Below are 21,927 nucleotides of genomic sequence, written 5' to 3'. Positions count from 1 at the left end.
TCTTAATACTATCATTCCTTTGTATCATACATTTCTCGATTATATCTTACAATAAAATCGAGAAATGTATAGATTTTATTTTTGACGAGAACTGGAACAGACTATCGATCATCATCGATGAATAAGGTCCTAATCAAAGCATATAGTCTCAAAGAAGGGAAGTTGATTATAAGCGATTCAGATCGCTCCCTTCTTACTCGTTTCTCACTGGTTGAGTAGTGAGAAATATTCATTTTTAGTGATTGTTTTGAAGTATACTCTTATTTTATGAATAATTTCTTATATTCATTCGTCGGCTCTTTGTTGAGGATATATTGACGTGTTTGTCGATTCTAGATCATCTTTAAAGATCAGTTGGCGGTATTCTCTTTTAATTTTTATTATCGCTTTGCTACAGTTGTGTCTGACCGATCATGCAAAATCAAAAAAATACAATTGGGACTCTAAGTATGCGGCCATCGTTGTTGATGCAAGAACTGGTAAGGTCTTGCATTCGCGTAATGCAGATTCAAAACTCTACCCCGCTTCATTGGCAAAAATGATGACACTTTATCTAGTTTTTGAAGACCTAAAGAACGGTACAATAACCAAGAAAACCCGTGTTTTTATGAGTCGTAATGCAGCCAAACGCCCCCCCTCAAAACTTGGTATCAAACCTGGAGATTCTCTTTCTATTGAGCAAGCAATTTTGGCAATTGTTACTAAATCCGCAAACGATGTAGCGACTGCTGTTAGTGAAACACTAGCTGGAAGTGAAGAAAAATTTGCCAATCGGATGACGAAAAAAGCCCTTAAATTAGGAATGAAGGATACCACATTTAAAAACGCCAACGGATTAACATCTGTAGGACAAGTGACCACTGCTGCTGATATGGCCATACTTGGTATTGCTTTACAAAAGCATTTTCCACATGAATATCACTATTTCAAGACACGATCATTCATCTATAGACATCAAAGAATAACAAATCATAACAAATTATTAGGAAGTGTTCATGGTGTTGACGGAATTAAAACAGGCTATACAAACGCATCAGGTTATCATCTTGTTTCTTCTGCTTCCAATAATAACGATCGCCGAATTGTAGCGGTTGTTATGGGAGAGCGTACAAGCAGTCTTCGTAATATTCAAATGACAAGGCTGATCCGTCATTATTTACCAGACTCATCAAGAGGTCGATTAAACCAGAAAAATATCTCTAAAAATCAGAAAATAGCATCCCTGGTTTTACCTAAACCTGCACCTAAACCTAAACCTGCACCTAAACCAACTTTTAAACCTCCAATTCCAGCATTTTATACCATCCTTGCTCCTATACCAAAATCTGTTCCTATCAAAAGTTCATATAAAACGATTGTACCAAACTGGGAAAAAAATCCTCTTGCAATGTCAAGCCCAACTGGATGGAAAATACAGATAGCGGCCATAAATAATGAAGAAAAAGCAATTCAACTTCTTAAGAAGGCCAAAATTAAAAATAAAGAGCTTCTGGCATCAACCAATTTTCACACTGAAGAAATTATAAAGAACGGATCCGTTCTTTATAGGGCTCGATTTACTGGGTTTCCTTCCAAAGGATCAGCTCAACGAGCGTGTAGAGTTTTGAAAAAAAGAAAATTTGACTGTCTTACACTAAAAAACTAAAAATCCTCTTTTAGCTTTTAGGGTCATAAAAATAATCCATTCACTTGGAAGAACGCTATACTTTAAGATGCGATTCCTCCGACTTCACTGTTCAGTTTTGAATCCAGGTCTCCCTTTCCCTTAGATTCGAGATCACGGTTTACGAGTTCAATAACAGCCATTGGTGCGTTATCTCCAAAACGAAAACCGGCTTTTAAGATACGTGTATAGCCACCAGAACGATCTTTATAACGTTCTGAAAGAGTAGAAAAAATTTTTTTAACGATCTCATTATTCTGTATCTTTGATCTTGTCTGGCGACGAGAATGTAAATCTCCACGTTTTCCCAAACTAATCAATCTATCAACAACTGAGCGTAATTCCTTCGCTTTTGGTAGAGTTGTCATAATCTGCTCATGTGTCAGTAATGCAATGGACAGATTCCTAAACATAGCTTTGCGATGACTTTGTGTACGATTTAACTTACGTCCTCGTTTTCGATGTTGCATAGAAAACACACTCCCTTCTCAATAATAAGTTGGAATCGACAGAAAACTTATGATCAGGTAACAGCCATTAATAGAAGTTCAATAAAACTAATACTGGTCTTCGTATCTCTTTGCGAGATCTTCTATGTTCTCAGGTGGCCAAGTTAAAATCTCCATCCCTAGATGTAATCCCATAGCAGAGAGTACTTCTTTGATCTCGTTCAGTGATTTACGACCAAAATTAGGAGTTCTTAACATTTCACCTTCTGTTTTCTGAATCAGATCACCAATATATACAATATTATCATTCTTCAAACAGTTAGCAGAACGAACAGATAACTCTAGCTCATCAACTTTCTTTAAAAGGGCAGGATTGAATGCAAGTTCGGCGACCTGTTCTTGAATAGCCTCTTTTGGCGGTTCCTCAAAGTTTAAAAAAATTGACAATTGATCCTGTAGGATGCGAGCTGCAAATGCTACTGCATCATCAGGTGAAACAGAGCCATTTGTTTCTATAGTCAGTGTAAGCTTATCATAATCTAAAACGTGACCCTCACGCGTATTTTCTGTCTTATATGAAACCTTGCGAACAGGAGAGAAAAGGCTATCTATTGGAATTATACCAATTGGCATATCTTCATTTCGGTTCCGTTCTGCAGCTACGTAACCTTTTCCTGTATCAACAGTGAACTCCATTCGAATTTCAGAATCTTCGCCAAGTGTACAAAGTACCAGTTCAGGATTCAAAATTTCTAAATCTCCCACTGTTTTTATGTCTCCAGCTGTAACGATACCTGGCCCGGTTTGGCGAACAAAAATACGTTTTGGCCCTTCGCTTTCCATCCGTATTGCCAACTCTTTAATATTCAAAATGATATCGGTAACATCTTCTCGGACACCTGGAATAGATGAAAATTCATGCAGAACACCATCTATCCTTACACACGTTACAGCAGCACCTTGTATCGAAGATAAGAGTATACGCCGCAAAGAATTGCCTAATGTCAAAGCAAATCCACGCTCTAAAGGTTCGGCAACTAATGTACCCTTGTTTCCATTCGAATTCACAAGAAGTTTTGTAGGCTTTATCAGCTCCTGCCAGTTCTTATGGATCATTGAGAACCCCCTTCCGAATGAGTTTTTTGCTATCCAATCGTAACAACAAAGCCAAGCATCCTATGGTTGCTTGGGGCACAATCTTACGGAATCACACGCGTCGCTGTTTGCGGGCACGACAGCCATTGTGAGGCACTGACGTCACATCACGAATTGATGTAACAACGAAACCGATCGATTGTAAAGCACGGAGTGCCGATTCACGACCAGAACCAGGGCCATTGACTTCAACCTCCAGTGTCCTCATGCCATGATCACGAGCCTTTTTTCCAGCATCTTCTGCTGCAACCTGTGCCGCATAAGGGGTGGACTTGCGAGACCCTTTAAACCCTTGAGAACCAGCTGATGACCAAGAAACTGTATTTCCCTGAACATCAGTAATCGTAACCATAGTGTTGTTAAACGTGGAATTAATATGAGCAACACCAGAGGAGATATTCTTACGTTCACGTTTTCTTATATGAGCTGCGTTTTTAGACATGGATTTCAGTTCTTAAGATTTCAAGTACTAGCATCAAGTGATGTCCCTGAAAAAATATCGGGATTAATATTGAGTTTATTTCTTCTTACCAGCAATAGCTTTAGAAGGTCCCTTACGGGTTCTGGCATTCGTATGAGTCCGCTGTCCACGGACAGGCAAATTACGACGATGACGGAGACCAGAGTAACAGCCTAAATCCATTAGGCGCTTAATATTCATAGATCTTTCCCTACGCAAATCCCCTTCAACTATATAGTAGCGATCAATCAACTCACGAATCTGCAAAATTTCAGAATCTGAAAGCTCATTAACGCGACGAGATTCGAGAATACCAGCCTTTTCTATAATTTCAGAAGCACGTTTTCGACCAATTCCATGAATATACTGAAGAGAAACGATAGCCCGCTTATGAGTGGGAATGTTTATGCCAGCGATACGAGCCACGCAGACCTCCTTTAGTCTAGTCATCAAAGTATCAGGAAAACCCGATCCTCTGCTATTTAACAGTTAACCAATAAAGAAATAAGAAACAAAAAAGAGAATTTACTGAACTCTAAAGTCACTCAAATCTAAAGAAACAGACAGAAGATTAGGAAATCATGTTATCAATTTTACCCTTAAAATTATAAACAGTCAACTATTTATCAACGCCTTAACGAACCGAATACTATTGAATATGTAAAGCATTTGCGATTTCCTTCTCAACTGTATCAGGTTCACCCATACCATCAATGATTTTAAGTTTCTTTTTTGCGTAATAATATCCTATGAGTGGTGATGTCTCCTTGTAATAGATTTGTAATCGTCTACTCATTGCTTTTGCGTTGTCATCTGGACGATGTTTAAAATTCACTCCCCTGCATTTATCACACACTCCCCTGATTCTTGGCTTCTTCAAAGTTTCATGATATACTTCGCCGCAAGATGAACAAGCATAGCGACCTTCTATACGTTCAACCATCGCATTATCATCAACAGAGAGCTCAACCGCAGCATCGAGTATGATATTTTTTTTTGCTAACATCTCCTCTACAGCAGCCGCTTGGACTAATGTTCGCGGATATCCATCAAGGATAAATCCATTAACACAATCTGGCTGATCTATTCGATCAAACACAGCAGCATTGACTACATCATCAGACACTAAATCACCAGAATCCATGATGGTTTTAATATGCTGTCCGACCTCTGTGCCGGCACTAACAGCTGACCTGAGCATGTTACCTGTTGATAATTGTGGGATATTCTTCTTTAACACTAGACGCTCAGCTTGCGTTCCTTTTCCAGACCCTGGGGGGCCCAAAAGAATTAATCTCATTTCTTTCTTTTAGCTCCTTTTTTTCTTGATCGTTTAGGGCTACGCAAACTACTCTTCTTAATCAAACCTTCATATTGTTGCGCGAATAAGTGGCTTTGAATCTGAGACACAGTATCCATTGTCACATTAACAACAATTAACAATGAGGTTCCTCCCAGAAAAACTGAAATTCCTAGTCCAGTGAGAAATATCTCTGGCAATAAACATACAAAGACCAGATAAAGAGAACCTAATACAGTTATCCTTGTTAACACATAATCGATATATTTCGCAGTTCTTTCCCCAGGACGAATACCTATGATAAAACCACCATGTTTCTTAAGGTTATCGGCTGTTTCTGTCGGATTGAAGACAAGAGCCGTATAGAAAAAAGAAAAAAAGACAATCATAGAGCCATAGAAAATAAGATAACCCCACTGACCACGGCCTAAAAACGTATTCACAATGTTTATCCACCCAGAATGTCCTTCAAGGCCAGAGAATCCTGTTATTGTTGTGGGTAGAAGAAGTAAAGATGATGCAAAAATTGCTGGTATAACACCAGAAGTGTTGATCTTTAGAGGTAAATGCGATGTATCACCTTGAAACATTTTGTTGCCAACCTGACGTTTGGGATACTGAACAAGTAAGCGTCTCTGTGCCCGCTCAATAACAATGATTAAAGAAATCAATATTACAATTGAAAGCAGAACACCTAACTGAGTGAGAGTAGAGATAGCGCCGGTGCTGCCTGCGTCCATCAACTGAGCTACTGCTGTAGGAAGAGCTGCAACAATACCGGAGAAAATAATTAAAGAGATCCCGTTTCCAATCCCACGGGCAGTAATCTGATCACCTAACCACATTAGGAAGATAGTACCTCCCACCAATGTAAGAACTGTTGTTAAAATGAAAAACAAGCCTGGATTAAGAACAAGACCATCAGAGGATTGCAAACTGGCAGCAATACCATAAGCTTGCAATGAACCCAAAATAACAGTGCTATACCGTGTATATTGGTTGATTATTTTTCGGCCATGCTCACCATCTTTTTTTAATTGTTCAAGATGCGGATGAATAGATGTTACCAGTTGCATGATAATTGAAGCAGAAATATAGGGCATAATTCCAAGTGCAAAAATTGCTAAACGTTCAACTGCACCACCAGAAAACATATTGAATAAACCCAGAACCCCCTCACTTTGTTTTTGAAAAGCTGCAGCAAAGTGTTCCGTATTGATACCAGGAATAGGAATGTAGGTACCAATACGATAGACAATCAAAGCAAATAATGTAAACCAAAGACGCCTCTTTAGATCTTTCGCTTTTGAGAAGGTTGAGAAGCTCATATTGGCAGCAAGCTGCTCTGCGGCTGAAGCCATTTTGTTCTCCTGTCAAATAGCGGAGTGGCAGAAAAGATCACCAAAACTCATTCAGTATATCTTAAAAAAGTTAGATCCCTTGAATCAAGGAATGAATAGTAAAATACGGATCTAAATGCTAAAGTGAATCAAAATTCACAGACTAGAAAAAATACTACCCTTCTACAATCTTGACTGCACCGCCAGCTTTTTTGATTGAGTCTAAAGCACTTTTGGAACTACCAGAAACCTCAAGATAAAACTTAGATTGTGCTTCGCTCCCTCCCAATATACGAACACCATCACGGATACGGCGAATAATCCTAACCTTGAGAAGGGTCTGAGCCGTAATGGGCTTTGTAACATCAAGTTTACCGAACTGAACTCCTTTTTCAAGACAGGAAATGGAGACTTCGTTGTAATCTTTTTTAAAAAAAGCATTGGAGAAACCACGTTTAGGTAGCCGACGATATATAGGCATTTGACCACCTTCAAAGCCATTTATAGAAACCCCCGAACGAGATTTCTGTCCTTTAACACCACGGCCAGCAGTCTTTCCACATCCAGAACCAATGCCACGGCCCAATCGTTGAGAAGAACGAACAGAACCGTCTTTATCAGAAATTTCATTTAATTTCATAATTAGCCTACCGATCAGATCTTTTCGACAACAGATACAAGATGAGATACTTTTGCGATCATGCCCCGCACTGCGGATGTATCCTCCAGAATTCGATGGCGATTCATTTTATTCAATCCAAGACCAATAAGAGTATGGCGTTGATTCTGAGTTCGACGCAAAGGACTATGAACCTGTTTGACAGTTAATGTCTTTTTTTTAACCATTGTACTTAAAACTCCAATTATTCTTCAGAGTTCAATAGATCACGGCGACGTGCTTGAAAAATTGAATATCTAAGACCACGTCGCGTAGCAATATCCCTAGGATGGACCTGATATTTTAAAGCATCAAACGTCGCCCGAACCATGTTATATGGATTAGACGAACCCAAAGATTTGGCAACAACATCAGACATTCCAACAGTCTCAAACACGGCTCGCATAGGGCCACCTGCAATAATACCAGTTCCTGGGGGCGCAGAACGTAAAATAACTTTACCGGCACCATGGCGACCCTTAACATCATGATGCAAGGTACGACTATCATGCAATGGAACAAAAATCATGTCATGTTTTGCTGATTCTGAGGCTTTCCGGATCGCCTCAGGAACTTCTCTGGCTTTACCATGTCCAAAGCCAACACGACCTTTTTGATCACCAACAACAACAAGAGCAGCAAAACCGAATCGACGGCCCCCTTTGACGACTTTGGCTACGCGATTGATATGAACTAGCTTATCAAAAAACTCACTTTCATGCTCCCCATCACGTCGTCTGTTCCGACGCTCAGTTTTTTGTGTCATATCTTATTCCTTATTGTTTTTTCGTCGTACACATTGCTTCCAGCAAGACTGAAATTAAAACTTTAAACCAGCTTCACGTGCAGAATCCGCAAGTGCTTTTACACGACCATGAAACAGGAAAGAACCTCGATCAAAAATTACCTTATTTACCCCTGCTTTGCAGGCGCGCTCAGCTATTAGTTTCCCAACACTTTGAGCTGCTTTTATATCTCCACCTTTTCCAAGAGTATCCTTTTCAAGGGTTGAAGCTGCAGCTAAAGTGATCCCTTTTATATCATCAATCACTTGAGCATAGATATTCATATTTGAACGATGCACACTAAGACGTGGACGTCCTTTGATATTTTTTTTCAACTTGCGGCGAACACGGGCTGCACGACGCTGCTTTCTGGAAAGACAATTTTCCATGGCAACCTACTTTTTCTTACCTTCCTTACGAAAGAGAATTTCATTTACATATTTTATCCCCTTACCTTTATAAGGTTCAGGTACCCTATACTCACGAATTTCTGCTGCCACTTGTCCAACAACTTGCTTATCGTGACCCAAGACCACGATTTCAGTAGGTTTAGGGCATCTAAGAGTAATACCTTGAGGTGGTTTATATATCACTTCATGACTGAAACCAATGGATAATTTTAGGTTTTTTCCATGAATAGCGCACCGATAACCAACACCACTAATCTCAAGATTTTTTTCATAACCGTCTTTAACGCCTATAAAAATATTCAATATCATCGTGCGTGATAGACCCCAAAAAGATCGTGCTCTTTTAGAGTTATTTACTGGATTAACATGGACATACCGATCATGCAACTTCAGAAAGACTTGATCCTTAACTGAAAATGAGAGCTCGCCCAGAGGACCTTTAGCAGTTATCCTCTGACCGTCTACGTCTAAGGAAGCCGTAACGCCCTCTGGAATAGGAATCGGTTTTTTACCAATACGTGACATAGTGCTTCTACCTGTTTAAAATTGTGACCATCAGAAGATGCGACACAGAATTTCTCCACCAATATTTTTTTTACGAGCATCATGATCAGCCATTACACCCTTTGGAGTTGACAGGATAGAAATCCCTAGTCTATTTGCTACGCAGGGTAGCTTTTTTACCGAAGAATAGACTCGACGACCAGGCTTAGATACACGTGAAATGGTGCGAATGACAGGGGATCCTTGGTAATATTTCAATTCAATTCTAAACTCTGATTTACCATTTTCGCAGTCTGTACGTGAATAACCACGAATATAGCCTTCAGAATGCAATACATTTAGAACCTTTTCACGCAAAGATGAAGCCGGCACTGATACAGAACTTCTACCTCGCATTAGTCCATTCCGTATACGCGTAAGCATATCACCTAGAGGATCATTCATTGACATACTAACATTCCTTCTTAATTACCAACTCGATTTTACTAAGCCTGGAATGAGTCCCTGAGCACCCATTTGGCGTAAATAAATACGGGAAAGGTTAAGCTTTCTGTAATGACCACGCGGACGACCGGATATAGCACAACGATTACGAATTCGTACTTTTGCTCCGTTTCGAGGGAGATTCGCTAATTGGAGCTGTGCCTTAAAACGCTCCTCCATCGATAATTTCCGATCCATCGTGATCGCCCTGAGCTCTGCCCGCTTTTTGTCATACTTTTTTACAAGCTTACGGCGTTTCTCGTTATTCTCTATTGCGCTGACTTTTGCCATTCTTTGATCCTTTAGTCAGATATTAACTTCTGTCTTGAAAAGGGAAAATTAAAATTACGTAGTAATTCACGTGCCTCAATATCAGAATTAGTTGTTGTACAGACAATAATATCCATGCCCCAGATTTGATCCACTTTATCATAGTTGATCTCTGGAAACACAATATGTTCCTTGAGACCCATAGCGAAATTACCGGATCCATCAAAGCTATTTGGATTGAGGCCACGAAAGTCACGGACGCGAGGGAGAGCAATTGTGATCAGACGATCCATAAATTCATACATCTTATTACCTCGAAGGGTTACTTTTGCCCCCAAAGGCATGTTATAACGGACTTTAAAACCAGCAATAGATTTTTTAGCGCGAGTTATAACGGCCTTTTGACCGGCAATGAGTGTCAAATCATCAGCAACAATTTGAGCTTTTTTAGAATCAGCTGTCGATTCCCCTACCCCCATATTAACAACAATCTTATCAATCTTAGGAATTCGCATTTCATTTTCAAAATGAAAGTGTTCCTTCATCAATCTGCGGATCGAATTGAGATAAAATACCTTAAACCGAGGTTGATTAGCGATATTAATCATTGATCAAATCTCCAGAACGCTTAGCAAACCGTATTTTTTTACCATCACTATTAATTTTAATGCCTACACGTGTTGGCTTTCTATTTTTCGGATCCATCAAAGCAACGTTGGACACGTGTATTGAGGTTTCCTTAGAGATAATACCACCTGCGCTCGTCTGTGATTGTTTGGTATGGCGTTTGACGACATTTATACCTTCAACCAAAATACGGTTAGTCTTTTTGACCATTTGAAGAATAGTCCCAACACGGCCTTTATCCTTACCAGTCAAAACAATAACACTATCACCCTTTTTCAATTTATTCATTGCGTCGCTCCTACAGCACTTCTGGAGCAAGTGAAATAATCTTCATGTGGCGTTTTGCTCGCAATTCCCGAGGGACGGGGCCAAAAATACGTGTCCCCGTTGGTTCTCCCTTGTTATCAACTAATACGGCTGCATTCTTATCAAAACGGATCAAGCTTCCATCTGAACGTTTTATGCCTTTTGCAGTCCGAACGACGATAGCTTTCGTGACCTGCCCTTTTTGGACACGGCCGCGAGGAATAGCTTCTTTGATAGAAACAACGATCGTATCCCCTATATGAGCATATTTACGCTTTGATCCCCCCAGAACCTTAATACACATAACCCGGCGAGCACCGGAGTTATCCGCAACATCCAGGTTAGTTTGCATCTGAATCATGGCTATTTTCTCTTAACCCTTTTTTTCTCAGTACCTAGCTGAGATTTTCGAACATTAAAAGCAATCAATTATTAAATATTCAAACCCAAAATCAGTTCAGGTATCGATAACAATCCAATGCTTCTGTTTGGAAATTGGCCGACTTTCTTGAATCGAAACCATATCTCCTACTCCTTTTGAGTTTGTGTCATCATGCGCCTTATATTTTTTTGAACGGCGGACTGTTTTTTTTAAGAGTGGATGTGCAAAACGACGCTCAACCTTTACCACAATAGTTTTATCATTCTTATCAGAAACAACGAGTCCTTGTAGAATACGTTTTGGCATATCTATTTTCCTTACACATCTGCTAACAACGAGTCTGTCTCCTTTACACTGATAATTGTGTAAAGACGAGCGATATCACGTCGTATTTTACGCATCTGAACTGTATTTTTCAATTGACCCGATGCTCTCTGAAATCGCAGATTAAACTGCTCCTTCTTTAATTTAACGAGTTCCTCTTTCATTTTCTCTCTTGTCATCTCTCTGATGTAGTGGGATTTCATCCCTTCGTCCTTTCATTGCTTTGGTTCTCAAAATCAGAAACACATTAATCCTGAATCCGCTCAACGAAACGGGTCCGAATAGATAGTTTCATTGCTCCTAACCGTAAAGCTTCACGGGCCATCACCTGGTTTACACCATCAATTTCAAATATTATACGTCCTGGTGCTACACGAGCGGCCCAATACTCGGGAGCCCCTTTCCCTTTACCCATACGAATTTCGGTTGGCTTGGATGAAATAGGAAGATCTGGAAAAATACGAATCCAAACACGACCGGAACGTTTCATATAACGAGTAATGGCTCGACGTGCTGCTTCGATTTGACGAGCATTGATACGGTCTGGTTCTAAAGCTTTGATACCATAGGAACCAAAATTTAACTGATTTCCAGCTTTGGATTGGCCTTTTATCCGACCTTTATGAGCTTTGCGAAAGTTCTGTCGTTTGGGTTGTAACATTGCTGTTTTTCCGACTCTTTAAGACCGCCCACTTTGACGGCGATGACTGCTAGCAACAGATTCCTGACTTTCAAACAAACGTCTTTCTGATGCCATAGGATCATGCTCTAGAATTTCAGTTTTAAATATCCAAACCTTTACACCGCAGATGCCATAAGCAGTTTCAGCTTCAGCAACACCGTAATCAATATCCGCACGTAACGTGTGTAAGGGTACACGACCCTCTCGATACCATTCCATGCGTGCAATTTCAGACCCCCCTAAACGACCACCACAATTAATCCGGATACCACCAGCTCCTAAGCGCATGGCAGACTGAACGGCCCTTTTCATCGCACGACGAAAGGCGACACGGCGCTCCAACTGTTGAGCAATAGATTGTGCTACTATAGTTGAATCAATTTCAGGTTTACGAATTTCTAGAATATTTAAATGAACTTCAGAATCCGTCATTCCCTGAATTTTTCGTTTTAACCGTTCAATATCTGCCCCCTTTTTACCAATGACTAGACCAGGACGAGCGGAGTGTATAAAAATACGGCACTTTTTGTGTGGACGCTCGATAACAACCTTCGCAATTGAAGCTGCCTTTAATTCTTTTGATAAGTATTCGCGGATAGAAATATCTTCATGCAATAATTGACTGTAATCATCCTTTGTAGCAAACCAGCGTGAATCCCATGTACGGTTGACACCGAGACGCATACCAATTGGGTTAATTTTCTGACCCATTATGCTGCCTCCTCATCAACTTCACGGACAACAATTGTCAGGTGTGAAAATGGTTTTTGTATACGGTTTGCTTTTCCACGACCACGGGCCATAAAGCGTTTCATAACAACAGAATTTCCTACATGAGCCTCTACAACCACGAGATTGTCAATATCAAGATCATGATTATTTTCCGCATTCGCAATCGCTGACTTCAAACATTTATGAACAGTATCAGAAATACGTTTTTGAGAAAACTCAAGATCAGTCAAAGCACGGGCAACTTTTTTCCTACGAATCATCTGAGCTACAAGATTGAGTTTTCGAGGTGAAACACGAATCATCCTATGAACAGCTTTCGCTTCATTATCCGCGAGTTTTCTTTCAAGCTTGAGCTTGGTCATGAGCTACTTCCTCTTTGCCTTCTTATCAACACCATGACCATAATAGGTACGAGTTGGTGAATATTCACCTAATTTTTGTCCAACCATGTCCTCAGAGATATTTACTGAAATATGCTTTTGGCCGTTATAAACGCCAAAAGTAAGACCAACAAACTGCGGCATAATTGTTGAACGGCGACTCCAGGTTTTAATAACCTCATTTCTACCTCCTGCTCGTACTTTCTCAGCTTTTTTGAGAAGATAACCATCGACAAAAGGGGCTTTCCAGACTGAACGTGCCAAAGTTGAATCCCTTACTTTTTGCGCTGATGACGTGAGCGCATAATGAATTTACAGGTTATTTTATTAGACCGTGTACGTTTCCCTTTAGTTGGCTTACCCCAAGGCGTAACAGGATGGCGGCCACCAGATGTCCGCCCTTCACCACCACCATGAGGATGATCTATCGGATTCATAGCAACACCACGAACTTTTGAACGCCTACCATACCAACGATTACGACCAGCTTTTCCCATATTAATATTGGAATTATCCGGATTGGATACTGCACCAATTGTTGCCATACATGCACTGTGAATGAACCGCTGTTCACCAGAATTGAGACGTAAAATAGCATAAACCCCATCACGACCAACCAACTGAGCATAAGTGCCAGCTGAACGAGCTATTTGACCGCCCTTACCCTGTTTCATTTCTACATTATGGATAATGGTACCAATAGGAATAGATGAAAGAGGCATTGCATTCCCCGGCTTAATATCAGCAGATGAGGAGACGATAATTTTATCTCCAATATCTAGATGTTGTGGAGCTAAAATATAGGCAAGCTCACTATCATTATATCTAATGAGAGCAATGAAAGCTGTTCGATTGGGATCATACTCTAGTCGTTCCACTGTCCCTTGAATATCTTTTTTTAGGCGCTTAAAGTCTATTTTGCGATAGCTCCGCTTATGACCACCACCTATACCTGGTGATGTCATCCGTCCTATATTGTTACGACCCCCAGATTTTTTAAGACCTTTAGTCAGCCCTTTAACGGGTCCCTTCCTCCAAAGACTAGCACGATCTGTAATGACCAGTTGACGAGTACCTGGAGTAATAGGATTAAATTTCTTAAGTATCATAATCCTACAAACCTGTTTCTACATCAATAGACTGGCCTTTGGCCAGGGTTATGAACGCTTTTTTTACATTACTTTGTTTACCTAAATGATTCCGAAAACGTTTAGTTTTACCTTTTCGCAATAGAGTATTTACAGCAACAACTTTAACCTCAAAAAGGTCTTCAACGGCTTTTTTAATCTCACATTTTGATGCACTAAGGAGAACATTAAATACCACCTGATTGTTTTCCGAAGCTAAAGTTGTTTTTTCAGTAATAGCTGGAGAAACGATGATATTATAATTGCAAATTTTATTCATTTAAAACGCTCCTCCAAGACTTCTATGGCTGCCTTAGAAAGAACAAGAGTGCGACGACGAAGGAGATCGTATACATTGATACCCTGTATAGGCAGGACATCAATATTGGGAATGTTACGCACAGCAAGTTTAAAATTATGATCGAGTTGAGAATGACCTATCATTAAAGCATTCATAATACCAAGTCTACCAAACTGATTCCACAATAAAGATGTCTTAGGACTTTCTGCGGTGAAATGATCTATAATCACTAGCGTCTCTTCTTTTACTTTCCCTGACAAAGCATGGCGTAAAGCAAGAGATCGAAACTTCTTTGTGAGACTATGTGCATGATCCCGTGAATTAGGACCATGCGCCTTACCACCACCACGGAACTGAGGAGCAGATCGAGCATGATGACGCGCCTTACCTGTCCCTTTTTGGCGATACAAACGAGACCCTGTACACTTGATATCAGAACGACCTTTGCTCTGATGTGTTCCCTGACGCTTCTTAGCTCTCTGATAGCGGATCATACGTTGGATAATATCTAAACGTGGTTCTAACCCGAAAATGGAATCTGATATAGACATTTGACCTGACTTCTTGCCATCTAGACTTTTGACATCAATATCCACCATTATCTCCTCTGCTATCAGTTTCACAAAGTCGTTCATCTGATAAAATGGCAGCTGGTATTGGAATACCCTCTGGAGGCTTCTGTTTTATAGCATCGCGAACGAGAACCCAGGATCCTTTTGAACCAGGAACGGCACCCTTAATCATCAATAAACCGCGTTCTACATCGGTTTTGATTATTTCTAAGTTTTGGATAGTAACACGAACTGAACCCATGTGACCGGCCATTTTTTTCCCTTTAAATACTTTTCCTGGATCTTGACATTGTCCGGTGGAACCATGCGAACGGTGTGAAAGAGAGACACCATGAGATGCTCTCAAGCCACCGAAATTGTGACGTTTTATGACTCCAGAAAACCCTTTACCAATAGACCTACCCGTCACATCAACTTTCTGACCAGATAAAAAATGTTCAGCTGTAATCTCGGCACCAACATCAAGCATATTCTCTTCTGAAATACGAAACTCTGCAAGCTTGCGCTTCGGCTCAACCTTTGCAACAGCATAGTGTCCGCGCAAGGGCTTAGTGACATTCTTTACTTTAGCTTTACCTGCGCCCAACTGGACTGCTGAATAACCGTTCTTCTTTTTTGTTCGTTGAGAGACAACTTGAACATTTTCCATCTGAAGAACAGTAACAGGCACATTGACTCCCTCACCAATGTAAACCCTAGTCATTCCAATTTTTAGTGCAATAACGCCTGAGCGCATTGTTTAGCTCCTTACCCCAAAATTCCACTCTGTCTAAAGCTTGATTTCCACATCAACACCAGCTGCCAAGTCAAGTTTCATCAATGCATCAACTGTCTGAGGCGTTGGATCCACTATATCAAGAAGACGCTTATGCGTACGCATCTCAAACTGCTCCCGACTTTTCTTATCGATATGGGGCGAACGATTGACTGTATAGCGCTCAATGCGTGTCGGTAATGGTATAGGACCATGGACTCTAGCACCGGTCCGCTTAGCCGTTGAGACAATTTCTTTTGCCGAAACATCAAGAATGCGGTGATCAAATGCCTTTAGGCGAATACGTATATTCTGACCGTTCATTTCGAATATTCCTCAAAGTTTTAGACCCTTAAAAGGACTAATCAGTTATTAAGATAAGTACAAAACTTTTTATCTTAATATAATTACTCGATTATTTCGGTCACAATACCGGCACCAACTGTTCTACCACCTTCTCTTATCGCAAACCGCAGTCGATTTTCCATGGCGATAGGAACAATCAGATCAACTATCATTTCAATGTTATCACCTGGCATCACCATCTCTATACTCTCTGGGAGCGAACAAATACCTGTTACATCGGTTGTACGAAAATAAAACTGCGGACGATAATTAGTAAAAAATGGTGTATGGCGTCCCCCTTCATCCTTCGTCAAAATATAGGCCTCGGCACGAAATTTTGTATGGGGGGTCACTGAACCTGGTTTACATAAAATCTGACCACGTTCAACATCCTCACGATCAATACCACGGATCAAAGCACCTATATTATCACCGGCTTCCCCACGGTCTAAAAGCTTACGGAACATTTCAACACCCGTACAAGTTGTCTTTTGTGTATTCTTAATACCAACGATTTCAACCTCATTACCAACATTTATAACACCTCGCTCAACACGACCGGTCACAACAGTCCCACGACCAGAAATAGAAAAAACATCCTCAATTGGCATCAAAAATGGTTCATCAATAGGACGTTTAGGCTGAGGGATATAGAGATCAACAGCTTGCATGAGTTCCTTGATCGCATTCTCTCCAATCTCAGAAGAGTTACCCTCCATCGCTGCCAAAGCCGAACCTTTGATGATAGGAATATCATCACCTGGAAACTCATAGGCATCCAAAAGCTCACGCATTTCCATCTCAACAAGCTCAAGAAGCTCTTCGTCATCAATTTGATCCACTTTGTTTAAGAAAACAACAAGGGCAGGAACACCAACCTGGCGTGCTAGCAAAATATGCTCACGAGTCTGAGGCATAGGACCATCAGCAGCAGAGCAAACTAGAATTGCACCATCCATCTGCGCTGCACCTGTAATCATATTCTTAACATAGTCAGCATGACCGGGGCAATCGACATGTGCATAATGACGATTCTCGGTCTCATATTCAACATGAGCCGTCGAAATAGTTATCCCGCGTGCTTTCTCTTCTGGAGCACCATCAATCTTGTCATAGGGCTGAAACTCACCAAAATACTTCGTAATGGCAGCTGTTAACGTCGTCTTACCATGGTCAACATGGCCAATTGTACCAATATTACAGTGTGGTTTCGTACGCTCAAATTTCTCTTTCACCATAATGACTTCTCCATCAGTTACCCGTTTAGAAACTCTAATATATATATTTCTCTACCACTGTACTAGCAATCGCTTGAGGTACTTGTGCGTAATGATCAAATAGCATAGTATATTGTGCTCGCCCCTGACTCATTGAGCGCAAATTATCAACGTACTTAAACATGTTTGCCAAAGGTACCATTGCATTGACAACTTGATCAATACCACGTGTTTCAGTCCCAGAAACCTGGCCACGACGCGAAGATAAGTCACCAATTACATCACCTATATAATCTTTTGGTGTTATTACCTCAACTTTCATGATTGGCTCCAGCAACCTCGCACCAGCTTTTTGAGCACCTTCACGAAAAGCCCCACGCGCCGCAATTTCAAATGCAAGAACAGAGGAATCGACATCATGATAGGCACCATCAAGTAATGTTGCTTTTACACCAAGCATCGGAAATCCAGCAATAGGGCCGTTTTTCATCACCGACAGAATACCTTTCTCAACACCAGGGATATACTCCTTAGGAATATTACCACCGACGATTTTACTGATGAATTTAAATTCATCATTCTCTGTATTGGGCTCAAAGACAATCTTAACTCTGGCAAATTGTCCAGATCCACCAGACTGTTTTTTATGAGTGTAATCAATCTCAGCTTCACGAGTAATAGTTTCACGATAAGCGACTTGAGGCGCACCGACATTCGCTTCAACACTAAATTCACGCTTCATACGGTCAACAAGAATATCAAGATGAAGCTCTCCCATTCCAGAAATAATGGTCTGACCACTTTCCTCATCGGATCTCACACAGAAAGAAGGATCCTCAGCTGCCAAACGACTGAGAGCAATCGCCATCTTTTCTTGATCACCCTGAGTCTTAGGTTCAATCGCAATAGAGATAACTGGTTCAGGAAATTCCATCCTTTCCAGAATAACAGGACTCATCGGATCACACAAGGTATCACCAGTCGTTGTTTCCTTGAGACCAACAATCGCAACGATATCACCAGCGTATGCCTCTTTAAGATCAATACGCTCATTAGAATGCATCTGTAACATACGGCCTATTCGCTCTTTTTTACCCTTAGTGGTATTCATTAGCAAACTACCCGCTTTAATCGTGCCGGAATAAATACGACAGAACGTCAATGTTCCTACAAAAGGGTCACTCATAACCTTGAACGCTAACATAGAACATGGGACGGTGTCGGAAGGTGGACGTGTCGTCTTCTCTTCTGTTTTGGCATCAATTCCTGGAATTTCAGGAACATCCAAAGGAGAGGGAAGGAAATCAGAGATTGCCTCAAGAAGAGGTTGAACACCTTTATTTTTAAAAGCAGTTCCACACATTACAGGAAAGAACTGAATACCGATTGTGCCTTTACGGATCAATTGACGCAAATGATTCTTATCAAGCTCATAACCTTCGAGATACGCTTCTATGGCAGAATCATCGGCCTCAACAGCAGTCTCAATGAGTAAGGACCGATAATTTTCAGCTTGACTTTTCAGTTCCTCGCGCACCTCCTGAACATCCCAGCCAGAACCACAATTCTCTCCTTGCCAAATGAGCTCCTTCATTTCTATCAGATCGATAACGCCCTCAAATCCCTCTTCTGCTCCAATGGGCAACTGAAGGATACAAGCTTTTGCGCCCAGACGTCTATCAATCATTTCAACTGAATGAAAAAAATCAGCACCCACCTTGTCCATTTTATTAATGAAAATCATCCGTGGAACATTATATTTATTAGCCTGACGCCAAACCGTTTCCGTCTGAGGTTCAACACCTGCATTCGCATCAAGAAGCGCAATAGCACCATCAAGTACACGCAAAGAACGCTCTACTTCGATAGTAAAATCAACATGACCAGGTGTATCAATAATGTTATAACGACGCCTCACTTTGTCACGACTTTCCCAGAAGGTTGTCGTCGCTGCAGATGTGATGGTAATACCACGCTCTTGTTCTTGCTCCATCCAATCCATGGTAGCTGCCCCTTCGTGTACTTCAGCCATCTTATGGATTTTACCGGTGTAATAGAGAATACGCTCGGTCATGGTCGTTTTCCCTGCATCAATATGCGCCATAATACCGAAATTGCGATAACTGCTTAGATCATATTCACGTGCCATAATCTTAGACCTTGGGACTCTTCTTTTACCAACGATAATGTGAAAAGGCCTTGTTCGCATCCGCCATTCTGTGTGTATCTTCACGTTTTTTTACGGCGGAACCTCGACCATTCGCAGCATCCATAATTTCACAGGAAAGACGATTAACCATAGTCGTTTCGCTACGCTTGCGGGCTGCTGAAATTAACCAGCGAATAGATAGCGCCTGACGACGCTCAGCACGAACCTCAACAGGAACTTGATAAGTAGCACCACCTACACGACGAGACCTAACCTCAATTTCTGGAGCAATATTTTGTAAAGCAGCATGAAATAAAGGTAAAGGCTCTCCTTTCATCTTTTCTTCGACGCAATCAAGAGCACCATAAACTATACGCTCAGCAACAGATTTTTTTCCATCCAGCATAATAGAATTCATGAACTTTGATAGGATCAGATCATTAAACTTAGGATCTGGATTAATTTCTCTCCTCTCAGCTCGATGACGACGTGACATCCTATAGCTCCCCCCTACTTCACTTCACTACTTCGGACGCTTAGCACCGTATTTAGAACGACGCTGCCTACGACCTTTAACACCTTGTGTATCTAATAAACCACGAATAACATGGTAGCGAACACCTGGAAGATCCTTCACACGACCACCACGAATCATGAGAACAGAGTGCTCTTGAAGATTATGACCTTCACCAGGAATATAGCCAATGACCTCAAAACCATTGGCCAGACGAATCTTAGCAACCTTACGGAGTGCCGAATTAGGTTTCTTAGGAGTTGTTGTATAAACTCGAGTACAAACACCTCGTTTTTGTGGATTCCTATCCATTGCAGGAACCTTACTACGTTTCACAGGCACCTTCCGAGGATTACGAACCAACTGGTTTATGGTTGGCATATATTATACCCTTCAATAATTTCAGACTAACGATAAACAGCTAGTCAGGTTGAATAAAACTAGTTAAAGAAAGCTCCCCAAGCAATAAGGAATCATCCATGAGAGAGAACGAGATAAAAACGGACTGGGGAACCAGAGAAAAGAACCAATCTCATCTTATCATTACTGTCAGGTCTTACAAGTCTTAAAATCCTGTTTGAATAAAACCTTGCTCCGACATTTGACACTAGGCAAGTGGACAGTCTTAGCTCACATTGGATAACGATAGATCAAAATCTATCCAGATATTACCATTCCGTCAACCCCCTTAGGCTTTAAAAGCTTGTTATCTGATAAATAATATTTAATTTGATATTATCTCAATATCGATGATCTCATTTTGGGAATACATATGGAATAAATCTTCCGAAAGGAAATCGTTAAGACATGCTAAGCTAAGATAGCAAAACGGCCCCAGATCTGGATCTGGAGCCGAATGCAACAAATTAAACTGCGATAATCAGTTTTGATAGCGTTATAATAGCGTGGCTAAAATAGACTCAGGCGCTTCAAATTCCTTGTTTAAGGCCTCTGCTACCGCTTGATTTGTAATATGCCCACAGTATACATTAAGGCCTGTTCTGAGATTCGGGTTATCAAGCAATGCCTCAATACCTTTATCAGCTAGAGCCAATCCAAACAGAAGTGTCGCATTATTTAGTGCGGTGCTAGAAGTTAAAGGAACAGCACCTGGCATATTAGCAACACAATAATGTACAATACCATCTACTTCATATGTTGGATGATCGTGAGTTGTTGCATGAGATGTTTCAAAACAGCCTCCTTGATCAATTGCTACGTCGCATACAACAGCACCAGGTTTCATGTTGCTTAGCATGGCTTTCGTTACTAGCTTGGGAGCTGTAGCGCCTGGAATCAACACTGCACCTATAACGAGATCTGATGATCTTGTCTCTTCCTCCACAACCTCCAAGGTTGAATAGCGCGTGATAACCGAACTACCAAAAAGATTGTCCAGCTGACGTAACCGGGGGATCGACCGATCAATAATAGTCACTTGTGCACCAAGACCTACTGCCATCTTGGCAGCATGTGTCCCAACTACTCCCCCGCCAATGATAGAAACCTTTGCGGGTACGACACCAGGTACACCTCCTAGCAAGATCCCTCTCCCCCCATTAGACTTTTGTAAAGTTATGGCACCAGCCTGAATGGACAAACGTCCAGCAACTTCTGACATAGGAGCCAACAATGGCAATCCCCCGTCCGAATCAGTTACTGTTTCATAGGCAATCGCTGTACATCCTGACTCCTGAAGACCCTTGGTTTGCTCCGGATCAGGAGCTAAGTGAAGGTACGTATAAAGAATCTGCCCTTCTCTTAACTGACCCCATTCGGTTGGCTGGGGTTCCTTGACTTTAACAATCATATCAGCAGATGCGAAAATTTCCTCAGCAGTATCGATAATGAAAGCTCCTGCCTTTCTATAAGACTCGTCAATAACACCAATCCCAAAGCCAGAACCCGTTTCCACAAAAACTGAATGACCACGTGATATATATTCACGAACAGATGCTGGTGTTAGGCCTACACGATATTCATGATTTTTAATTTCTTTTGGAACGCCAATACGCATTTATCACTCCAATCCACAGGA

The 21,927-nt window shown here is 41.0% G+C and carries 33 protein-coding genes; 1 reads left to right on the top strand and 32 read right to left on the bottom strand.

Translation table 11 applies throughout. The features are described 5' to 3' along the window. Window positions 1-319 precede the first annotated feature (319 nt). On the top strand, window positions 320-1,645 hold the full coding sequence (locus AAGD37_RS01125) for a D-alanyl-D-alanine carboxypeptidase (protein WP_341760453.1): 1,326 nt from the start codon (window positions 320-322) through the stop codon (window positions 1,643-1,645). A 62-nt stretch (window positions 1,646-1,707) separates the two neighbouring features. On the opposite strand, the gene rplQ is transcribed toward AAGD37_RS01125, so the two are convergent. From rplQ to ald, 32 genes are all read right to left on the bottom strand, one after another. Further along, window positions 1,708-2,133, bottom strand: a complete 426-nt coding sequence (rplQ, locus tag AAGD37_RS01120; RefSeq protein WP_341760452.1) for a 50S ribosomal protein L17 — start codon at window positions 2,131-2,133, stop codon at window positions 1,708-1,710. An 87-nt stretch (window positions 2,134-2,220) separates the two neighbouring features. Beyond that, window positions 2,221-3,228, bottom strand: coding sequence for a DNA-directed RNA polymerase subunit alpha (locus AAGD37_RS01115; protein WP_341760451.1), 1,008 nt, complete (start codon window positions 3,226-3,228; stop codon window positions 2,221-2,223). Between the two features lie 91 nt (window positions 3,229-3,319). Continuing rightward, a complete protein-coding gene (gene rpsK / locus AAGD37_RS01110) occupies window positions 3,320-3,709 on the bottom strand; it encodes a 30S ribosomal protein S11 (protein WP_341760450.1) in 390 nt (129 codons plus the stop codon). A gap of 75 nt (window positions 3,710-3,784) precedes the next feature. Beyond that, window positions 3,785-4,153 carry a 30S ribosomal protein S13 gene (gene rpsM / locus AAGD37_RS01105; protein ID WP_341760449.1) on the bottom strand — a complete coding sequence of 123 codons (369 nt, stop codon included), beginning with the start codon at window positions 4,151-4,153 and terminating at the stop codon, window positions 3,785-3,787. 223 nt (window positions 4,154-4,376) lie between these two features. Then, entirely contained in the window at window positions 4,377-5,027 is a 651-nt protein-coding gene (locus AAGD37_RS01100; protein WP_341760448.1) for an adenylate kinase, read from the bottom strand. After that, entirely contained in the window at window positions 5,024-6,388 is a 1,365-nt protein-coding gene (secY, locus tag AAGD37_RS01095) for a preprotein translocase subunit SecY (RefSeq protein WP_341760447.1), read from the bottom strand. The genes AAGD37_RS01100 and secY overlap by 4 nt, the downstream gene beginning before the upstream one ends. Window positions 6,389-6,542: 154 nt before the next feature. Continuing rightward, window positions 6,543-7,007 carry a 50S ribosomal protein L15 gene (rplO, locus tag AAGD37_RS01090; RefSeq protein WP_341760446.1) on the bottom strand — a complete coding sequence of 155 codons (465 nt, stop codon included), beginning with the start codon at window positions 7,005-7,007 and terminating at the stop codon, window positions 6,543-6,545. Between the two features lie 14 nt (window positions 7,008-7,021). Further along, complete coding sequence (gene rpmD, locus AAGD37_RS01085; RefSeq protein ID WP_341760445.1) at window positions 7,022-7,213, bottom strand: 50S ribosomal protein L30; 192 nt, start codon at window positions 7,211-7,213, stop codon at window positions 7,022-7,024. Window positions 7,214-7,230: 17 nt separating this feature from the next. After that, the gene (rpsE, locus tag AAGD37_RS01080; RefSeq protein WP_341760444.1) at window positions 7,231-7,791 is read right to left on the bottom strand and encodes a 30S ribosomal protein S5; all 561 of its coding nucleotides are present in this window, start codon (window positions 7,789-7,791) and stop codon (window positions 7,231-7,233) included. A gap of 54 nt (window positions 7,792-7,845) precedes the next feature. Next, complete coding sequence (gene rplR / locus AAGD37_RS01075; protein ID WP_341760443.1) at window positions 7,846-8,199, bottom strand: 50S ribosomal protein L18; 354 nt, start codon at window positions 8,197-8,199, stop codon at window positions 7,846-7,848. A gap of 6 nt (window positions 8,200-8,205) precedes the next feature. Then, window positions 8,206-8,745: a 50S ribosomal protein L6 gene (gene rplF, locus AAGD37_RS01070; RefSeq protein ID WP_341760442.1), complete on the bottom strand. Its 540-nt coding sequence runs from the start codon at window positions 8,743-8,745 to the stop codon at window positions 8,206-8,208. Between the two features lie 30 nt (window positions 8,746-8,775). Continuing rightward, window positions 8,776-9,174: a 30S ribosomal protein S8 gene (gene rpsH, locus AAGD37_RS01065; RefSeq protein ID WP_341760441.1), complete on the bottom strand. Its 399-nt coding sequence runs from the start codon at window positions 9,172-9,174 to the stop codon at window positions 8,776-8,778. 18 nt (window positions 9,175-9,192) lie between these two features. After that, complete coding sequence (gene rpsN, locus AAGD37_RS01060; protein WP_341760440.1) at window positions 9,193-9,498, bottom strand: 30S ribosomal protein S14; 306 nt, start codon at window positions 9,496-9,498, stop codon at window positions 9,193-9,195. 11 nt (window positions 9,499-9,509) lie between these two features. Next, window positions 9,510-10,085, bottom strand: coding sequence for a 50S ribosomal protein L5 (rplE, locus tag AAGD37_RS01055; protein ID WP_341760439.1), 576 nt, complete (start codon window positions 10,083-10,085; stop codon window positions 9,510-9,512). Next, a complete protein-coding gene (rplX, locus tag AAGD37_RS01050; RefSeq protein WP_341760438.1) occupies window positions 10,078-10,392 on the bottom strand; it encodes a 50S ribosomal protein L24 in 315 nt (104 codons plus the stop codon). The genes rplE and rplX overlap by 8 nt, the downstream gene beginning before the upstream one ends. Before the next feature lie 10 nt (window positions 10,393-10,402). Beyond that, window positions 10,403-10,771: a 50S ribosomal protein L14 gene (gene rplN, locus AAGD37_RS01045; RefSeq protein WP_341760437.1), complete on the bottom strand. Its 369-nt coding sequence runs from the start codon at window positions 10,769-10,771 to the stop codon at window positions 10,403-10,405. A 96-nt stretch (window positions 10,772-10,867) separates the two neighbouring features. Then, on the bottom strand, window positions 10,868-11,098 hold the full coding sequence (rpsQ, locus tag AAGD37_RS01040) for a 30S ribosomal protein S17 (protein ID WP_341760436.1): 231 nt from the start codon (window positions 11,096-11,098) through the stop codon (window positions 10,868-10,870). Between the two features lie 11 nt (window positions 11,099-11,109). Further along, window positions 11,110-11,319: a 50S ribosomal protein L29 gene (rpmC, locus tag AAGD37_RS01035; RefSeq protein WP_341760435.1), complete on the bottom strand. Its 210-nt coding sequence runs from the start codon at window positions 11,317-11,319 to the stop codon at window positions 11,110-11,112. A gap of 44 nt (window positions 11,320-11,363) precedes the next feature. Further along, on the bottom strand, window positions 11,364-11,777 hold the full coding sequence (gene rplP, locus AAGD37_RS01030) for a 50S ribosomal protein L16 (RefSeq protein WP_341760434.1): 414 nt from the start codon (window positions 11,775-11,777) through the stop codon (window positions 11,364-11,366). 18 nt (window positions 11,778-11,795) lie between these two features. Next, a complete protein-coding gene (rpsC, locus tag AAGD37_RS01025) occupies window positions 11,796-12,509 on the bottom strand; it encodes a 30S ribosomal protein S3 (RefSeq protein WP_341760433.1) in 714 nt (237 codons plus the stop codon). Then, window positions 12,509-12,892 carry a 50S ribosomal protein L22 gene (gene rplV, locus AAGD37_RS01020; RefSeq protein WP_341760432.1) on the bottom strand — a complete coding sequence of 128 codons (384 nt, stop codon included), beginning with the start codon at window positions 12,890-12,892 and terminating at the stop codon, window positions 12,509-12,511. Before rplV ends, rpsC begins: the two co-directional genes overlap by 1 nt. 3 nt (window positions 12,893-12,895) lie before the next feature. Beyond that, window positions 12,896-13,174: a 30S ribosomal protein S19 gene (gene rpsS, locus AAGD37_RS01015; RefSeq protein ID WP_341760431.1), complete on the bottom strand. Its 279-nt coding sequence runs from the start codon at window positions 13,172-13,174 to the stop codon at window positions 12,896-12,898. Between the two features lie 11 nt (window positions 13,175-13,185). Then, complete coding sequence (gene rplB, locus AAGD37_RS01010; protein ID WP_341760430.1) at window positions 13,186-14,019, bottom strand: 50S ribosomal protein L2; 834 nt, start codon at window positions 14,017-14,019, stop codon at window positions 13,186-13,188. Between the two features lie 4 nt (window positions 14,020-14,023). After that, complete coding sequence (locus AAGD37_RS01005; RefSeq protein ID WP_341760429.1) at window positions 14,024-14,317, bottom strand: 50S ribosomal protein L23; 294 nt, start codon at window positions 14,315-14,317, stop codon at window positions 14,024-14,026. After that, entirely contained in the window at window positions 14,314-14,934 is a 621-nt protein-coding gene (gene rplD / locus AAGD37_RS01000) for a 50S ribosomal protein L4 (RefSeq protein WP_341760630.1), read from the bottom strand. The genes AAGD37_RS01005 and rplD overlap by 4 nt, the downstream gene beginning before the upstream one ends. Further along, window positions 14,924-15,646 (bottom strand): 50S ribosomal protein L3, encoded by a 723-nt coding sequence (gene rplC, locus AAGD37_RS00995; RefSeq protein WP_341760428.1) that lies wholly within the window; start codon window positions 15,644-15,646, stop codon window positions 14,924-14,926. The genes rplD and rplC overlap by 11 nt, the downstream gene beginning before the upstream one ends. A gap of 33 nt (window positions 15,647-15,679) precedes the next feature. After that, a complete protein-coding gene (gene rpsJ / locus AAGD37_RS00990; protein ID WP_341760427.1) occupies window positions 15,680-15,988 on the bottom strand; it encodes a 30S ribosomal protein S10 in 309 nt (102 codons plus the stop codon). 83 nt (window positions 15,989-16,071) lie between these two features. Beyond that, window positions 16,072-17,247: an elongation factor Tu gene (gene tuf / locus AAGD37_RS00985; protein WP_341760426.1), complete on the bottom strand. Its 1,176-nt coding sequence runs from the start codon at window positions 17,245-17,247 to the stop codon at window positions 16,072-16,074. 34 nt (window positions 17,248-17,281) lie between these two features. After that, window positions 17,282-19,375 carry an elongation factor G gene (fusA, locus tag AAGD37_RS00980; RefSeq protein WP_341760425.1) on the bottom strand — a complete coding sequence of 698 codons (2,094 nt, stop codon included), beginning with the start codon at window positions 19,373-19,375 and terminating at the stop codon, window positions 17,282-17,284. 25 nt (window positions 19,376-19,400) lie between these two features. Next, complete coding sequence (rpsG, locus tag AAGD37_RS00975; protein WP_341760424.1) at window positions 19,401-19,871, bottom strand: 30S ribosomal protein S7; 471 nt, start codon at window positions 19,869-19,871, stop codon at window positions 19,401-19,403. A gap of 27 nt (window positions 19,872-19,898) precedes the next feature. Next, a complete protein-coding gene (rpsL, locus tag AAGD37_RS00970) occupies window positions 19,899-20,270 on the bottom strand; it encodes a 30S ribosomal protein S12 (RefSeq protein ID WP_341760423.1) in 372 nt (123 codons plus the stop codon). Between the two features lie 514 nt (window positions 20,271-20,784). Further along, window positions 20,785-21,906, bottom strand: coding sequence for an alanine dehydrogenase (gene ald, locus AAGD37_RS00965; RefSeq protein WP_341760422.1), 1,122 nt, complete (start codon window positions 21,904-21,906; stop codon window positions 20,785-20,787). Between the last annotated feature and the right edge of the window lie 21 nt (window positions 21,907-21,927).

The organism is Candidatus Endowatersipora endosymbiont of Watersipora subatra (assembly GCF_964026585.1).
In the GTDB taxonomy this organism is placed as follows: Bacteria; Pseudomonadota; Alphaproteobacteria; order Rhizobiales; family Rhizobiaceae; genus Pseudahrensia.
This window is presented reverse-complemented; position numbering and strand designations above follow the sequence as displayed.

Excerpts from the sequence above, each read along its gene's own strand:
- tuf (WP_341760426.1), bottom strand. The coding sequence starts at position 17,247 with ATGGTGAAAGAGAAATTTGAGCGTACGAAACCACACTGTAATATTGGT.
- ald (WP_341760422.1), bottom strand. The coding sequence starts at position 21,906 with ATGCGTATTGGCGTTCCAAAAGAAATTAAAAATCATGAATATCGTGTA.
- rplR (WP_341760443.1), bottom strand. The coding sequence starts at position 8,199 with ATGGAAAATTGTCTTTCCAGAAAGCAGCGTCGTGCAGCCCGTGTTCGC.
- rplC (WP_341760428.1), bottom strand. The coding sequence starts at position 15,646 with ATGCGCTCAGGCGTTATTGCACTAAAAATTGGAATGACTAGGGTTTAC.
- rpsJ (WP_341760427.1), bottom strand. The coding sequence starts at position 15,988 with ATGAACGGTCAGAATATACGTATTCGCCTAAAGGCATTTGATCACCGC.
- rplN (WP_341760437.1), bottom strand. The coding sequence starts at position 10,771 with ATGATTCAGATGCAAACTAACCTGGATGTTGCGGATAACTCCGGTGCT.
- rplE (WP_341760439.1), bottom strand. The coding sequence starts at position 10,085 with ATGATTAATATCGCTAATCAACCTCGGTTTAAGGTATTTTATCTCAAT.
- rpsH (WP_341760441.1), bottom strand. The coding sequence starts at position 9,174 with ATGTCAATGAATGATCCTCTAGGTGATATGCTTACGCGTATACGGAAT.
- rpsC (WP_341760433.1), bottom strand. The coding sequence starts at position 12,509 with ATGGGTCAGAAAATTAACCCAATTGGTATGCGTCTCGGTGTCAACCGT.
- rpmD (WP_341760445.1), bottom strand. The coding sequence starts at position 7,213 with ATGGTTAAAAAAAAGACATTAACTGTCAAACAGGTTCATAGTCCTTTG.
- rpmC (WP_341760435.1), bottom strand. The coding sequence starts at position 11,319 with ATGAAATCCCACTACATCAGAGAGATGACAAGAGAGAAAATGAAAGAG.
- rplQ (WP_341760452.1), bottom strand. The coding sequence starts at position 2,133 with ATGCAACATCGAAAACGAGGACGTAAGTTAAATCGTACACAAAGTCAT.
- rplX (WP_341760438.1), bottom strand. The coding sequence starts at position 10,392 with ATGAATAAATTGAAAAAGGGTGATAGTGTTATTGTTTTGACTGGTAAG.
- rpsK (WP_341760450.1), bottom strand. The coding sequence starts at position 3,709 with ATGTCTAAAAACGCAGCTCATATAAGAAAACGTGAACGTAAGAATATC.
- rplF (WP_341760442.1), bottom strand. The coding sequence starts at position 8,745 with ATGTCACGTATTGGTAAAAAACCGATTCCTATTCCAGAGGGCGTTACG.
- secY (WP_341760447.1), bottom strand. The coding sequence starts at position 6,388 with ATGGCTTCAGCCGCAGAGCAGCTTGCTGCCAATATGAGCTTCTCAACC.
- AAGD37_RS01100 (WP_341760448.1), bottom strand. The coding sequence starts at position 5,027 with ATGAGATTAATTCTTTTGGGCCCCCCAGGGTCTGGAAAAGGAACGCAA.
- rplB (WP_341760430.1), bottom strand. The coding sequence starts at position 14,019 with ATGATACTTAAGAAATTTAATCCTATTACTCCAGGTACTCGTCAACTG.
- rpsL (WP_341760423.1), bottom strand. The coding sequence starts at position 20,270 with ATGCCAACCATAAACCAGTTGGTTCGTAATCCTCGGAAGGTGCCTGTG.
- AAGD37_RS01115 (WP_341760451.1), bottom strand. The coding sequence starts at position 3,228 with ATGATCCATAAGAACTGGCAGGAGCTGATAAAGCCTACAAAACTTCTT.
- rplV (WP_341760432.1), bottom strand. The coding sequence starts at position 12,892 with ATGACCAAGCTCAAGCTTGAAAGAAAACTCGCGGATAATGAAGCGAAA.
- rpsQ (WP_341760436.1), bottom strand. The coding sequence starts at position 11,098 with ATGCCAAAACGTATTCTACAAGGACTCGTTGTTTCTGATAAGAATGAT.
- AAGD37_RS01005 (WP_341760429.1), bottom strand. The coding sequence starts at position 14,317 with ATGAATAAAATTTGCAATTATAATATCATCGTTTCTCCAGCTATTACT.
- rpsN (WP_341760440.1), bottom strand. The coding sequence starts at position 9,498 with ATGGCAAAAGTCAGCGCAATAGAGAATAACGAGAAACGCCGTAAGCTT.
- rplP (WP_341760434.1), bottom strand. The coding sequence starts at position 11,777 with ATGTTACAACCCAAACGACAGAACTTTCGCAAAGCTCATAAAGGTCGG.
- rplO (WP_341760446.1), bottom strand. The coding sequence starts at position 7,007 with ATGAAATTAAATGAAATTTCTGATAAAGACGGTTCTGTTCGTTCTTCT.
- fusA (WP_341760425.1), bottom strand. The coding sequence starts at position 19,375 with ATGGCACGTGAATATGATCTAAGCAGTTATCGCAATTTCGGTATTATG.
- rpsG (WP_341760424.1), bottom strand. The coding sequence starts at position 19,871 with ATGTCACGTCGTCATCGAGCTGAGAGGAGAGAAATTAATCCAGATCCT.
- rpsE (WP_341760444.1), bottom strand. The coding sequence starts at position 7,791 with ATGACACAAAAAACTGAGCGTCGGAACAGACGACGTGATGGGGAGCAT.